This window comes from Vibrio sp. FF266 (genome assembly GCF_041439695.1).
Taxonomy (GTDB): Bacteria; Pseudomonadota; Gammaproteobacteria; order Enterobacterales; family Vibrionaceae; genus Vibrio; species Vibrio tasmaniensis_A.
The window spans coordinates 77,839-93,469 of the sequence record NZ_JBGOOO010000002.1 but is presented as its reverse complement, the minus strand read 5'-3'; the positions used below and the strand labels follow the sequence as shown (position 1 = coordinate 93,469).

Sequence of the window (15,631 nt, the reverse complement as noted above, 5' to 3'; positions counted from 1 at the left end):
ACCGAGACGGGTTATTCTTCTCCATTCAAACTAGGAGGATGGTCGGTATTGTTCATAAAAATCTCCAGAATTACTGTCAATATGACAGCGCGCATAGTGTAGCAATGCACGTTCAAAAACTTCGTCAACTTTGTGTCAATAAAAAAGGCATCCGTGGATGCCTTTTGTTCAATTATTGATGTGTGTTATTACTTAATAGTAATACGAGCAAACTTACGCTTACCTACTTGGTAAACTGCAGTACCTGCTTCAGGTACAAACTTGCTGTCTTCAATCTTCTCGCCTTCAAGCTTAGCAGCGCCTTGCTTGATCATACGCATCGCATCAGAAGTCGAGTTTACAAGACCCGCTTCTTTTAGAACGTTCGCAATCGGTAGGCCGGCTTCGAATTCAAATTCAGGCATTTCATCAGGAACTTGGTTCTTAGCAAAACGGTTAACGAACTCTTGCTCAGCCGCTTCAGCATCTGCTTCGCTGTGGAAACGAGCAATGATCTCTTTAGCAAGAAGTACTTTCACGTCACGAGGGTTTTTGCCCGCCTCAACGCCAGCTTTCAGTTCCGCAACTTCTTCAAGAGGACGGAAAGACAGTAGCTCGTAGTAGCTCCACATTAGATCGTCAGAGATAGACATGATCTTACCAAACATCTCGCTTGGTGCTTCGCTGATACCGATGTAGTTGTGCGCAGACTTAGACATCTTCTTAACGCCGTCTAGACCAACAAGTAGTGGCATCATCAGTACCGCTTGTGGTTTTTGACCTGCTGCTTTTTGCAGTTCACGACCCATAAGAAGGTTAAACTTCTGGTCAGTACCGCCAAGCTCAACATCGCTCTCTAGTGCAACAGAGTCGTGACCTTGAAGAAGTGGGTACATGAATTCGTGGATTGCGATCGGTTGACCACCAGCGTAACGCTTTTTAAAGTCATCACGCTCAAGCATACGAGCAACAGTTTGGTTAGAAGCAAGACGAATCATGCCTTCTGCACCAAGCTCAGATAACCACTCAGAGTTGAAACGAATTTGCGTTTTCGCAGGATCTAGAATCTTGAATACTTGCTCTTTGTAAGTTTCAGCATTCTTCAATACGTCTTCACGGCTTAGCGGTGGACGTGTTGAGTTCTTACCTGATGGATCACCAACCATTGCTGTGAAATCACCGATAAGGAACGTCACTTCATGACCAAGCTCTTGGAAAGCACGAAGCTTGTTAAAGATAACCGTATGGCCTAGGTGGATATCTGGAGCGGTTGGATCGGCACCCAGTTTAATGCGTAAAGGACGACCTTCTTTTAGTTTCGCAATCAGTTCGTCTTCTGGAATCAGTTCTTCTACGCCACGTTTGATCTCGGCTAGTGCAGCTTCAATACTCGCCATTCTTGTTCACTCCCACAGATTTGGCAAAAATATAATAATTAGACATCTTACTTGAATAGCGATGTATTTTGAAACCAGTTACACTATTCCGTCGTCTATTTTCATAATATTTACAGAACGAACCGGAACATGTTGTCTATTTTTGCACGCCTTCCCATTTTGCACCGGGCATTTATCGCATTTTTTAGTGCCGTAATTTTTATCGCTATTTTCTTACTCCCCGACGTCAACAGCTTACGTGACGATACGGGAGCTTTAGTCGTTGGAAAACACTACCCACTGACGATCAGTGCATCAGCACTTGTTAGCTCAAGTGACGCACCACCGACGACAGTACTCAAATGGGAGAAATACACCGTTCGCTCTGGCGAAAGCACCTCTGTTTTATTTGAACGTATTGGCCTTTCATACCGTTTACTGATCACTCTACTCAATACCAATAATGATATTAAGAAGCAACTGTCCAATCTAAGACCTGGCGACGTATTACAATTCGGCTTTGATGAAAACAACGACCTTATTCAGTTGAAGCGACAACTTAGTGCGTTTGAAAGCTTCAAGATCACTAAGTCTGGCGATTCATTCTCCTCTAGCTTCGACAAAAAGGAAGTGGCCTACCAATACAACTATGCCGAAGCCAACATCACGTCTAACTTCTGGAACGCCGGCGTCAATGCAGGCCTAACTGCAAACCAAATTATGGAACTGGCGGGCATCTTCGGTTGGGATATCGACTTTGCGTTGGATATTCGCAACAACGACAGCTTTAAGATTTTGTACCAAGAGAAAGTCGTTGAAGGCGAAGTGATTGGTCGCGGCAAGATCATGGCGGCAGTATTCAAAAACCAAGGTGATTCATTTACCGCGGTATTAGATGATAGAAGCGGCAACTACTTCGATGAAAATGGTCGTGCCATGAAGAAAGCCTTCTTGCGCTCACCGATTGATTTTCGCCGTGTAACATCGAACTTTAACCCTCGTAGAAAACACCCAGTAACCGGTAAGGTTCGAGCTCACCGAGGCACCGACTACGCAGCCCCTGTTGGCACACCTATCTGGGCAGCCGGTGACGGTATTGTTCAGAAATCGGGTTACAACCAATTCAATGGTAACTACGTGTTCATTCGCCACAGCAACACCTATATCACTAAATACTTGCATATGAAGCGACGTATGGTGAAAACAGGTCAGCGCGTAAAACAAGGCCAAACCATTGGTACTTTGGGCGGTACAGGCCGTGTGACTGGCCCGCACTTACACTATGAATTCTTGGTCAATGGCGTACATAAAAATGCGCGAACCGTGAAATTACCGCAATCTAAGTCGTTAACCGGTAAAGCAAAAGCAACCTTTATTGCCAACTCAGAGATTCGACTGAATAACCTTGAGCGATACGGCCAGTTACTAGCGACTAATTAGGCAACTAGATACCAATTAGGTTAAGAGCCCTATAAACCAACGAAAAGAGCGCCCACCAAGGCGCTCTTTTTTATGTTCATCGAACCACTGTATCTACTATTTTTCAGGCTTCTTATCTCGCCCTAGCATTAATAGACAAGGCGTCAGCACCAAGGTTAGTACCGTTGCAAATGCCAACCCTCCCGCAATCGCCGTAGCGAGTTGCGACCACCATTGGGTACTCGGCGCGCCAAACTCTATTTTTTGGTTAATCAGGTCAATGTTCATCTCTAATACCATCGGCATCAAGCCTAAGATCGTAGTCACGGTCGTCAGCATCACTGGCCTTAAACGCTGGACACCAGTTCTTAGAATTGCGTCGCGCTTATCTAAGCCTCTTTTGATTAGTTGATTATAGGTATCAATCAGCACGATATTGTTGTTCACGACTATACCTGCCAGTGCAATCACCCCAATACCGGACATCACGATACCAAACGGACGTTGGAAGATAAGCAGACCAACAAACACACCAACCGTAGAGAACAGCACCGCACTCAGAATCAGGAATGCTTGATAGAAACTATTAAACTGAGTAATCAAAATCAACGCCATTACCGCCAGTGCAACCATGAATGCACTTTGTAAGAAGGCAGAAGAGTTTTCTTGCTCTTCATTTTGACCACGGATACGAAATTCTACGCTACTAGGTAGCCCCAATTCACTTAACGCTTGCTCAATCTTTGGCAGTTCGAGGGCAAGGTTATAGCCCTCTTCCATATCCGCCATGATGTTCACTACGCGCTTACCATCGAGGCGTTTAATCGTATCTTGCTTGTGGTCGGGAACAATCTGAGCAAAGTTGGTGATCGGTACCAAGCCAGCAGGTGTTTTGACTCTCAACTGGTCAAAGCGTCCGATATCTCTTTTATCATTAGGGTAACGCACCAAGATATCGACCTCTTCTGATGAGTCATCAGGCAGGTAATCACCAATCTTGAGACCATTGGTAACGAATTGAACGGTATTACCCACCAAGGTCGCATCAGCGGAAAAGCGCGCGGCATCGTCTCGGCGAATATCCACTTTCCAATCAATGCCATCTTTGCTTGCTGTATCACTGATGTTAGTCAGAGCTTGATTACCATCCGCCCAGTTTCTTACAATTTTTGCAGCCTGATTCAGCTGTTCTGGTGTTGTTGCTGACAGCTCAATCACTAAATCATTTTCAACCGGAGGCCCTGCATCTGGAAACTTATATTCAATCTCAACACCAGCGTATTGATCGGTTTGCACCTTTAATTCATCAATAATCGCTTTAACACTACGACGATATTGCCAATCAACAGGAGTAATCGAGATCAAGCCAATCTGGTCGTCCCCACCCGTGCGTGTGTAAACAGTATCGAACTCATCATGATTAAGCATCATTTGCTCAATATCGCGCATGATGTCATCTTTTTCTTGAATAGAAAGATCACCATGAGAACGAACTTTAACGTTAAAGAACGGCGGATCAACCTCAGGGAAGAACTCTGCACCTAGGCCCGCTTTTGAATAAGTAAAACCAACTGCAACCGCGAGCAATATCGCACTGAACAGAATCTTAAAGGGATGCTTAATCGCAATCGAAAGCGTGTGGTAATACGCCTTGGTTAAGCCCGTTGCTTGTGAAAAATCACCATTATGCAGTGCCACCATTCGAGCTTGGCTTTTAGGCGATACGTATTGAGGTTTGCCAATCAAGCCACCTAATACCGGTACAAACAACAACGCCATAATCAATGAAGCGGTTAAGGTTGCAATCAATGTTAATGGCAGGAACTTCATGAATTCGCCCGTTACATCCGGCCAAAACAGTAACGGAGCAAATGCAGCCAAGGTTGTCGCTGTCGATGCGGTTATCGGCCACGCCATCCGTTTCGCTGCGTCTCGGTAAGCTTCTTTTCTATCTTCGCCTTCTTGCATTCGTCTATCGGCAAACTCGGTAACAACAATCGCGCCGTCGACCAACATACCAACGGCCATGATCAAAGAGAACAACACCACTATGTTGACAGTTAAGCCGAACACAGACAACACCAATAATCCCGTGAGGAATGATCCTGGAATTGAAATTCCCACCAATAACGCGGTTCGAACACCAAGAATGGCGATGATAACGATCACCACTAAAATGATGGCGGACAAGATATTGTTTTGAAGATCGTTGAGCATGATCTTCACATCTTTAGATTCATCCCAGGTGTATTTAACCAATAAGTTATTGGGCCATTCCGCTTGTTGTTGAGCACCAGCCATAACCGCTTTAACTAACTCTACGGTTTCGATGATATTTTCACCCGCACGCTTCTTGATATCCAAGACCACCGCAGATTTACCATCTAAACGGGCAAAGCTTTCAGGATCTCGAAACGCTCGACGAACCGTGGCCACATCACCAAAGGTTACAACCTGTTTACCATCCACTTTAATTGGTAGCTCAAGCACGTCTTTTAGAGAGTTAAACACCGAAGGAACTTTGACAGAGAAACGCCCATAACCCGTATCTACAAAACCTGCCGCAACCACTCGGTTATTTAAAGCGATCAAGTTATAGATATCCGCTTGATCTAGGCTGTAGCTCTCCATCAACAGCGGATCGACAATGATCTCAACAATGTCATCGCGATCGCCTGCAATATCGACCTCTAGAATTTGGCGATAGCTTTCGAGCTTATCTCCGAGCTCTCGAGCAATTTGCACTATGGTGCGTTCAGGAACAGTACCGAAAAGCACAACAGACAGAACAGGTTGCTCAGACGCGAGTGTTACTTCATTTACGGTCGGCTCATCACTGTCTTCTGGCAATTTTGGTTTGGCTAAATCGACGGCATCACGCACATCAGCCATCGCTTTGGTGAGATCAACGCCAACATTAAACTCCAACACAACTGAGGCGTGGCCTTCTGCTGCGGTTGCGGTCATCTCTTTTACGCCTTCAATCGACCTCAGCTCTTGTTCTATCGGTCTAACCAATAAGCGTTCTGCATCGGTTGGCGAAATACCTTGGTGCCCAACAGAAACGTAGATAATCGGGATGGTAATGTCGGGGCTCGATTCTTTGGGGATCGTAATATAGGTAACGACACCTGCGACCAATATGAGTGCCAAAAGAGAGAGCATTGTTCGAGCTCGAGACAAGGCTGCATCAATAATTGAATACATTGGTTATCTCCTACTCTGCGGTTACGTTAGAGAGTTCAGCGCCTTGTTCAACAGCAATCACAGAATCACCATCACGCACAAACCCTTGGCCTACAGTTATAATATCAACTCGCTGACCTAACCCTGTGAGCCAAACTCCATCTTGTTCTGCCTTTACTAGCTGAATACCTACAAATTTCACGGTTGGTGAGTCATCGACTGAAACCAAAGTTTTGACCCCAAGATTACCGGCCTCATCCAGAGCCAGCATCGCAGGTGTTATCTTGATAGCATCACTTGTTTCTAGGTTGAGTGTTACTTCAGCACTGACACCGGCAGGTAACAGGCCATCGGAGTTATCGATTTCAATCTCAATTGGGAAGGTATTGGTTGAGGCTGAAGAGATTCGAGAAACATAACGCAGACGACCTTCCGCTTCTTCTCTCCCTAACAGGCGAACCAAAGCGGATTGATTGACTAACAAATGCTGGATATGACGTTCACTGACATCGGCTTCGATGACCAGAGGGTCAAGATCAATCACACCCGCAACCGGATCGCCGACGCCTACGAAATCGCCAAGCTCAACCATCAAGTCTTGAACCACACCGGAGAAAGGCGATGTGATGACTGTATTTTTTAGAGCCAGTTCAGCATTACGCTTCATAGCCTTCGCTTCAGTTAACGAAGCCTCAGCTGTGGTGTAGGCTATCTCGCCTTGCAGCCCTCTTTTTTTCAGCGACTGCGCCGCTTTGAATTCCTTCTGCTTCAAGCGATATAAAGCAGAAGCTCGCTCTAGCTGAATCTCTAAGTCACCTTTATCTATCTGAGCAATGGCTTGCCCTACTTTAACGGTATCGCCTTTCACAACGTTCAACCTAACAATCTTGCCCGCGACTTCCGCTCCCAATCGAGCATGCCTATCGGGTGCTGTGCGACCATAAAGATCTATGGTTTTAAAGGTGGGGGATGAAGTGAATGTTTGAAAGGAAACCTTAGCCAACGGAATTTCTGTCGCTTTTTTTTCTGGCGACTCTTCCGCTTGCCCCACTCCTAAACCAAGCCAAATCGACAACAGTACAACTAGAACCAGAGAAACCAACCACGGCTGCTTCAGTTTCTGAAAAAATGGAGAGTTAGAAAATAGAGTGGGCATAGCAAATCCTTTTGTCCGATGTGATTAAGGCGCGTTAATTAGCTTAACACCGTCATATGCAACATCCTGATGCACAGAGGTAACTTTAACAGACCCACAGCCAACGAAGTTGGACGCTATCGACAGTTTAAAAAATATGGCGTTTACTATAAAGCAAATGAATAAAGTGGAGCTTAAGCATAACCACCCAAAATAACCTTGGCGTACATGCCTAGAATAAGTCGACTTACTGTCTGTTTTGTATGGTGTATTTTTTACAAACAAAAACACCGAGCATTGGCTCGGCGTTTAAAATATTTCTAATGTAGCTTTCCGTTCAAGCTACCTTTCGTGCACGCTAAACGCTAAATGATGCGCCACAACCACATGTTGTTGTCGCGTTCGGGTTGTTCACAAAGAAACGTGCGCCTTCTAGGCCTTCAGTGTAATCAACCATGCCGCCCATTAAGTACTGTAGGCTCATTGGGTCAACAACCAGCGTCACACCGCTATTTACAATGGTAGTGTCGCCATCATTTACTTTTTCATCAAATGTGAAGCCGTACTGGAAGCCACTACAACCGCCGCCTGTAATGTATACACGCAGTTTTAGCTCTGGGTTTTCTTCTTCAGCAATTAGCGTTTGTACGCGGGTAGCTGCTGCATCAGAAAAGGACAATGGGATATTTACTTCGCTCACGACAACCTCTCTTACCTGTGTCAAAAACAACATGATACAAATCTAAATCGAGACCATAGTTGTTGAGTATTTTCTTATATTCTGGTGATTATCTAATACCTGACTGAAACGTTCAAGTATTCACCACAGGATCGTTCCTTTTACTGCTGTAAACTCGCTAATATCTGACAATTAAAACGCGTAACCACACAAAACAACCAGATTCGGGTGATTATATCAGCGAAGGCATTCCTAGTTGGATTCCGGATAGGTACAATGCGTGCCAATTGGTCCGACAGTCAAAAGAGGATATATCAATGACCAAATCAGCAGAGCTGTACGAAAAAGCACAGCAAACTATTCCTGGTGGCGTAAACTCTCCAGTTCGTGCATTCAATGGCGTAGGTGGTTCTCCTATCTTCGTTGAACGCGCTGATGGCCCACTTATTTTTGATGCTGATGGTAAAGCATATATCGATTACGTTGGCTCTTGGGGTCCAATGATCCTTGGTCACAACCACGTTGTTATTCGTGACGCTGTTATTGCAGCAGCTCAACGCGGCCTTAGCTTTGGTGCTCCAACCGAAACTGAAATCAAGATGGCTGAACTTGTATCTGAGATGGTTCCATCAATGGAACAGCTGCGTATGGTGAGCTCAGGTACAGAAGCAACAATGAGTGCGATTCGTCTCGCTCGTGGCTTTACTGGTCGTGACAAAATCCTTAAGTTTGAAGGTTGTTACCACGGTCACGCAGACAGCCTACTTGTAAAAGCAGGTTCTGGCGCACTGACTTTAGGTCAACCAAGCTCTCCAGGCGTACCGGCTGATTTTGCGAAACTAACGCTAACTGCAACTTTCAATAATCTAGATTCAGTACGTGAAATCTTCGCAGCAAACAAAGGTGAGATCGCGTGTATCATCGTTGAGCCTGTCGCGGGCAACATGAACTGTATCCCACCAGTAGAAGGCTTCCACGAAGGTCTACGTGAGATCTGTGATCAAGAAGGTGCATTGCTAATCTTTGATGAAGTAATGACAGGTTTCCGCGTTGCTGAAGGTTGTGCTCAGGCTTACTACAACATCAAGCCAGACTTAACGTGTCTTGGTAAAGTGATTGGCGGCGGCATGCCAGTGGGTGCTTTTGGTGGTCGTAAAGACGTGATGCAATACATCGCACCAACGGGGCCTGTTTACCAAGCAGGTACGCTTTCAGGTAACCCTGTTGCAATGGCTGCTGGCTACGCATGTTTGAATCTTCTAAGAGAAGAAGGCAACGAAAAGCGTCTAGCGTCTAAAACTAAGCAGTTGGCAAATGGCTTCAAGCAACTTGCTGACAAGCACGGCATCCCTATGCTAGTTCACCAAGTTGGCGGTATGTTTGGTTTCTTCTTCACAGACCAAGAAACGGTAACGTGCTACGAAGATGTAACTAAGTGTGATGTAGAACGCTTCAAGCGCTTCTTCCATCTAATGTTAGATCACGGTGTTTACCTTGCACCTTCAGCATTCGAAGCAAGCTTTACTTCTCTTGCTCATGGTTCAAAAGAACTGGATGCAACACTAGAAGCTGCTGACCGCTCTCTTGCGATCATTGCTGCTGAAAGCAAATAATCGAAAGCACTTTATAAGTCGCTAACCGATTGAATTTAGGGCTGCATTAGATGCAGCCCTTTTTAATACATCACGCTCGTTAACCACAAATATGACAGATTATTTACCCTTCGATTAAGGCTAAAACTGAACTAAAAACGTCTAACGTTCCCAGAAAAGAAAAACCAACAACATCAGCGTACCTAGGAACATTCTGAACCAAGGGAGCTCTTTTTTTATTTGCTGTTCTTCGTCTTGGCATTTCTTATCTTTATTACAGCATCCCATTATCAAAACTCCTCATTGCTAACTCTCTGTTTTGCAGCCATTATAAACTCAGAACGCAAATATAGAGACCATTAACGTGTCAGAAAAACTCAAAATCAACACCAGCCACTGGGTGATCATCATTGCCCTACTTGCGGCGGCTTATGCTTGTTACTTGCTTATCGAGCCTTATGTAAATTCCATAGTAATGGCATTCATCATCTCGTTGCTGATGTTTCCAATTCACGAATGGCTTGAAAAAAAGATACCGAATAAAGAGAACGTAGTCTCTCTGCTGTCTTGTGTGATCCTGACTTTCATTATTGTTATCCCTTTATTGGCAGTATTTGCAGCAATTGTTCAGCAAGGCTCTCTGTTCTCTCAGAACACCTACCAATGGGTAACACACGGCGGTATTCAGACTCTGTTTGCACACCCACTTGTGGTCAAAGCGCTGTCGTTTGTGAATAACTACCTGCCTTTCGACAACATTGAGCCCCAAGCCATCGCACAGAAAGTCGGAGAATTCGCGACAAGTTTTGGTTCTAAACTGGTTGGTATCAGTGCGAAAATCCTTGGTGATGCGACCAACTTCTTAATGGATTTCTTCTTGATGCTGTTTGTTCTGTTCTTCTTATTAAGAGATCACGACAAAATCATCAGTGTGGTTCGTCATATTCTTCCGCTATCTCGTAGCCAAGAAGACAAGCTCCTCACTGAGATTGAGCAAGTTTCTAAGTCTGCCGTTATGGGCTCATTCTTAACCGCAATAGCGCAAGGTTTTGCGGGTGGTTTAGGTATGTGGATTGCTGGTTTCCCTGGGTTGTTCTGGGGCACCATGATGGGCTTTGCCTCTTTCATCCCAGTGGTCGGTACTGCTCTAATCTGGATCCCAGCCGCAACCTACTTATTCCTAACCGGTGATACCACGTGGGCAATTTTCCTAACGGTTTACTGTATCGCGATTGTGGGCTCAATAGACAACCTACTGCGCCCGCTGCTGATGCAAGGTAGTGCAGGCATGAATACCCTAATGATCTTCTTCTCACTGTTGGGTGGTATTCAACTTTTTGGCCTAATTGGTCTTATCTACGGCCCACTGATCTTTGCTATTACTATCGTTCTTTTCAATATTTACGATGAAGAGTTTAAAGACTTTTTAAACCAGCAAGACAAGAGTTGATCAACTGTTCAGCAACTTGGTTGCCGAACCCGTATTAAACACTTCAAGCTTTGGGCGGATTATGCGAAAATCCGCCCTCATTTTTTGCTAACGATTCAATAGAGTGTCCTATGTCAGCTTATATTGCCCCAAGCCAAATTGCTGAGCGCCAACTTGCCTACTTTGAAGGCAAACATGTTTTAGTTGCCGGTGAGGCTGAAGACTTATTCCCTGTTGAATTAGCGAAACATTGTGAATCAGTCACCGTGTTTACTTCTAATTACAGCTACTACCGTCAATTAGAAGGCAGCAACACCATCCAACGTTTTTATGGTGCGGAATTTACCGAAGAGACCAAAGCCGATTTAGTGATGCTGTACTGGCCAAAGGCCAAAGCGGAAGCGGAATTTCTGCTGGCGATGTTATTTGCCAAGCTAGGTAAAGATACCGAGATTGTCGTAGTTGGCGAAAATCGTTCAGGTGTTAAAAGTATCGAGAAGATGTTCACTCCTTACGGCAAAGTCGTGAAATACGATTCAGCGCGTCGTTGTTCTTTCTACTGGGGTCAATGCTTCGAGCAACCACCAGCCTTCAACCTGCAAGAGTGGTTTAAAACCTACACGGTTAACATTGGTGAGCAATCACTAACCGTGAAAAGTCTTCCAGGCGTCTTCAGTCATGGTCAATTTGATGTTGGTAGCCAACTATTACTTGATACCCTGCCAAAACTGAAAGGTAAAGTACTGGATTTCGGTTGTGGTGCAGGCGTATTGGGCGCGGTAATGGCATCTCGTCACCCTGATATCGAACTGGAAATGTGCGACATCAGTGCATTTGCCGTGGCGTCTAGCCAAGCAACGCTAGAAGCGAATGGTTTAACAGGTAATGTCTTCGCCTCAGATGTCTACTCTGACACATCAAAAGATTACCAATTCATCATCAGTAACCCACCATTCCATTCTGGTTTGGATACAAGCTACAGTGCGACTGAAACCTTACTTGCTCAGGCTCCTAACCACATGAAGCGTTCTGGTGAGATGATTATTGTTGCGAACAGTTTTTTAAAATACATTCCAATTATTGAGCAAGCTTTTGGAAAATGCGCGACTCTAAATAAGACCACCAAATTCGCGATCTATCACGCAAGCAAATAGCCTATCTAACACAGCGCAGGGTCAATATCTGCGCTGTCTGTTCATATTTCTATCAAAAGCCCATAAAAATGAGCTTTTGCACACGCTTTAAATACCACTTACTTGTCAAAGTAAAAAAACTCGTTAATTTCGTTAAATTGGAACCCGTTAATTCTATTCTCTGTACTTGTTTTCATCCCTTTCAAGCAGTACATCAAAGGAAAGTAGTACCCAATTTATGTTTAGATTCTATCGTAAGCAGAAGTTTAAGCGCCTTCAAAATACCCTAATGCTGGCATTTCTTGTCCTTAGTATTACCCCAGTAACACTTATCGCGATATTTTTCCTCCAATCGCACAGTCAGGATCTTCAGGAACAAAGTACTTCGCACCTTGTTTCCGTCCGTGATACTAAACAGCAGCAAATTGTCGATTACCTACAAGCTCAAGAATCCCAAGTGATGGGTTTTGTTCGCTCAGAGCTTGCCAATGCCAGTGGCGGACGATTCTATGGTTTGATCAATGCATTCCAACGCCTCGGCTTAGACATTGACGAAGCACGCGCTAATGCGCAGCAACGCTACATTCAAGGATCGGGCGATCAAATCAAAACATCGATTCTTCCTGAATCCAGCAGCTACATAGGAAGTGAGCGTTATCGCCTATTGCACAAGCGCTACCACAACTCTTATTTAGAGCTGCTTAAGCGTTCAGATTTTGACGACATTTTATTAGTCGACATTAACGGTAACATCGCTTATTCAGTTTTTAAGCGCGATGACTACGGCACCAACTTGCTGACTGGTAAGTACAAAGATGCAAACCTCGGCAAAACCTTTCAACGCCTGGAAAAGGACGTAAAAGACAAACGCAAATCCAACGAAGACTACACGCCGGTTATCGTTTCTGACTTTAAAGACGAAAATGGTAAACAGACCGCATGGTTAGGCGCACCTATCGTTCAACAGGGCTACCTACACAGTTACGCCATGTTTAGACTACCCATCAATGGTATTACTAAGCTTATTGCCGATCTCAACAAGAGTTCGAATATTCAAACCTTGCTTGTCGGCGATGATCATCTGCCACGTAGCCTTGCCCATTCACAAGAGTCGATTAATCTGAGTTTAGATGTTGTTGATAAAGCTCTGGCCGGAGAAACGGCCGTTGGCACCTTCGACAACGCTCAGGATCAAGCGATCATCGCTGCATATACTCCAATTGAGCTCAAATATGCGACTTGGGCACTGGTCGTCGAGCTTCCAGAGAAAGAAGCGTTTGCCCGTATTCATCAGTTAGAAAAGATCTTTGTGATCGTGATGTTGACGGCGATTATTCTTGTATTTGTCGCATCCCATTATCTGTCTAACTTCATCACATCACCGTTACTCAAGCTCACATGGGCAGCAGAGAAAGTCTCTGCGGGTGACCTTGATGAAACCATGATTAATACCGAACGAAAAGATGAGATAGGCCGCCTCGCAGTAAGCTTCGAAAGAATGCAACGTTCGATTCGTGAAAAGATGCTGCTCATTAAGAGCCAAAATGATGAGCTTGAGGACAACCTTAAGACCATTCAAAAACAAAATGAAGAGTTGCAACTGGCCAACAAACTTAAAGATGAATTCTTAGCAACAACATCACACGAATTGAGAACGCCATTACATGGCATGGTAGGTATCGCTGAAGCGCTAATATCTGGTGCAAACGGTCCTATTCCTGCCAACCAGAAGTACCAGTTGGATATCATCATCAATAGTGGCCAGAGATTGGCAACACTGGTCGATGATCTACTTGATTACCACAAAATGCGCTACGGCAGTTTAGACATAAATAAATCTGCTGTTGATTTATCTGCTGCTACCAGCTTGGTACTAGAATTGTCTCATCATCTGTTGGGCAATAAGCCAATCCGAATTATTAACCAAGTACCCAGTGACTTAGGGTTGGTTTCGTCCGATCCTCAACGATTAGAACAAGTGATGTATAACTTGGTCGGCAATGCCATCAAGTACACATCAGAAGGTAAAATTGTTATCTCAGCAAGCGTTATCGACGAGAACATTCGTGTACAAGTTGTTGATACAGGCCAAGGCATACCTGCTGAATACTTAGAACACATCTTTGAACCACTGATTCAAGCAGGACAAGACTCAAGTAACTATCGCCAAGGTGCAGGGCTTGGGTTGTCGATAAGTCGTCAACTGATTGAACTGATGGGCGGTTCACTGTACGTAAGTAGCCAACCAATGCTTGGCACGACGTTCAGCTTTACCCTGCCTTTAGCCACCCAAGAAGAATTGGATAACTACAGTGATTCAGGAAGCTATTCACACTTCCAAGCGCCAGATTTAATTGATAACAGCCAACAAGAAAATAGTGTTATCAGTGAAGATCCAGACGGTCCGTTACTGGTTATCGCCGACGATGAACCAGTAAATTTACGCGTGCTAGACAGTTTCTTGAAATTGGAAGGTTATCGAGTGCGCACCGCATGTGACGGCCCAGAAACCATTGAACTGATTGAGAAAGAGAAGCCAGAGTTACTTCTGCTCGATATTATGATGCCAGGTATGAGTGGCTATCAGGTGTGTGAAGCTCTGCGTAAGCAATACGATCATGCACAGTTGCCAATCATCATGCTCACAGCTCTTAATCAAGCAGAAGACCGTGTTCGTGGCTTTGAAGCTGGTGCCAACGATTACTTGTCTAAACCGTTCAACAAACAAGAGCTGGCGGCGCGAATTACGGCTCACTTATCAGCAAGTAAAGCTGAGCAAAGGCGTCTTGAGAATGATCAATTGCAACTGGAGCTTAAACACAGAGCCATGGTTGAAGCGAACCTGCTAGAAACTCAAGGGCGCTTGCTAGAGCAGCTAGAATCAGCCCCTGAGGCCATCATCTGTATTCGTGATGACCAACGAATTCGATTTGCCAACGAAGCTGCAGCAAAACTATTTAGGCGCGGGCAAGAGCAGCTTAAACGCTCTATGGCCGATGAGATCATTGCGCCTAAATACCTTAAGGTGGAACAAGCTCACTACTGTGGTGATATTGACATCTATATAGACGACACTCGTCAGCGAATACCAAGTGATATCCTTAAGCTACCTGAAGGCTCAGGGCTCGACACCATGTATATCTTTAATGTTGGTGGTGGGGTTAACTCAAACCGAGTCAATAACCTTGAAACGGCGGTTGAGGCACTTTCAAGCTACGCCTTTGAGGGTGACAAAGATAAACTTCAACAACTGAAAGAGCTTGGCGGTGAATTTACTCGCCTTGCAGATAAAGCAACCGGTGAAGGTAAAAACAAACAAGAGCTGATGCGTGAAGTACTGGTCGATGTCATGACTAGTGCCATCATCTACTGGGAGTCTGTTACAGGGGAAACCAAGTTTGCCTTCGCAGAGAAGAGTGGCTTGTGGCGCGTCTACCTAGACCGCAGTACCCTGCAAACTAGAACGCTAGACAAATATCTACGTGTAGAAACTCTACCGAAAACGCCTCGCTGGCGAACGGTACTGAGCTCTATCGAGTTTATACTTGAGCACTGTAAAGAACAGACACCTGAAAGAACTCATATTGAGACCCTAAGGGATAAGCTACAAAAACTACTGACCAGTTAGCTCTGAAGTAAGCTCAAGCTACTGTAAATAATGAAGCCCACCTAGCGTGGGCTTTTTTGTGAATATCGTACGCGA

The 15,631-nt window shown here is 44.8% G+C and carries 9 protein-coding genes; 5 read left to right on the top strand and 4 right to left on the bottom strand.

The window, feature by feature from the left end:
* Positions 1 to 188 precede the first annotated feature (188 nt).
* Positions 189 to 1,376 carry a tyrosine--tRNA ligase gene (gene tyrS, locus ACED59_RS02170; protein ID WP_004734518.1) on the bottom strand — a complete coding sequence of 396 codons (1,188 nt, stop codon included), beginning with the start codon at positions 1,374 to 1,376 and terminating at the stop codon, positions 189 to 191.
* A gap of 129 nt (positions 1,377 to 1,505) precedes the next feature.
* Here tyrS and ACED59_RS02165 point away from each other — a divergent pair, with 129 nt between their 5' ends.
* A complete protein-coding gene (locus tag ACED59_RS02165) occupies positions 1,506 to 2,795 on the top strand; it encodes a peptidoglycan DD-metalloendopeptidase family protein (protein WP_017097310.1) in 1,290 nt (429 codons plus the stop codon).
* A 96-nt stretch (positions 2,796 to 2,891) separates the two neighbouring features.
* On the opposite strand, the gene ACED59_RS02160 is transcribed toward ACED59_RS02165, so the two are convergent.
* The 3 genes from ACED59_RS02160 to erpA form a co-directional block, all read right to left on the bottom strand.
* Positions 2,892 to 5,981, bottom strand: a complete 3,090-nt coding sequence (locus ACED59_RS02160; RefSeq protein ID WP_017097311.1) for an efflux RND transporter permease subunit — start codon at positions 5,979 to 5,981, stop codon at positions 2,892 to 2,894.
* Between the two features lie 10 nt (positions 5,982 to 5,991).
* The gene (locus ACED59_RS02155; RefSeq protein WP_017097312.1) at positions 5,992 to 7,116 is read right to left on the bottom strand and encodes an efflux RND transporter periplasmic adaptor subunit; all 1,125 of its coding nucleotides are present in this window, start codon (positions 7,114 to 7,116) and stop codon (positions 5,992 to 5,994) included.
* 337 nt (positions 7,117 to 7,453) lie between these two features.
* Positions 7,454 to 7,795, bottom strand: coding sequence for an iron-sulfur cluster insertion protein ErpA (gene erpA / locus ACED59_RS02150; RefSeq protein WP_004734539.1), 342 nt, complete (start codon positions 7,793 to 7,795; stop codon positions 7,454 to 7,456).
* Between the two features lie 296 nt (positions 7,796 to 8,091).
* On the opposite strand from erpA, the gene hemL reads away from it, so the two are divergent.
* The 4 genes from hemL to ACED59_RS02130 all read left to right on the top strand — a co-directional run bounded on the left by hemL (position 8,092) and on the right by ACED59_RS02130 (position 15,556).
* Positions 8,092 to 9,387: a glutamate-1-semialdehyde 2,1-aminomutase gene (gene hemL / locus ACED59_RS02145; protein WP_012604713.1), complete on the top strand. Its 1,296-nt coding sequence runs from the start codon at positions 8,092 to 8,094 to the stop codon at positions 9,385 to 9,387.
* Positions 9,388 to 9,730: 343 nt separating this feature from the next.
* Complete coding sequence (locus tag ACED59_RS02140) at positions 9,731 to 10,816, top strand: AI-2E family transporter (RefSeq protein ID WP_017097314.1); 1,086 nt, start codon at positions 9,731 to 9,733, stop codon at positions 10,814 to 10,816.
* 110 nt (positions 10,817 to 10,926) lie between these two features.
* Entirely contained in the window at positions 10,927 to 11,949 is a 1,023-nt protein-coding gene (rsmC, locus tag ACED59_RS02135; RefSeq protein WP_017097315.1) for a 16S rRNA (guanine(1207)-N(2))-methyltransferase RsmC, read from the top strand.
* Positions 11,950 to 12,166: 217 nt separating this feature from the next.
* Positions 12,167 to 15,556, top strand: a complete 3,390-nt coding sequence (locus ACED59_RS02130; RefSeq protein WP_017097316.1) for a response regulator — start codon at positions 12,167 to 12,169, stop codon at positions 15,554 to 15,556.
* Positions 15,557 to 15,631 lie beyond the last annotated feature (75 nt).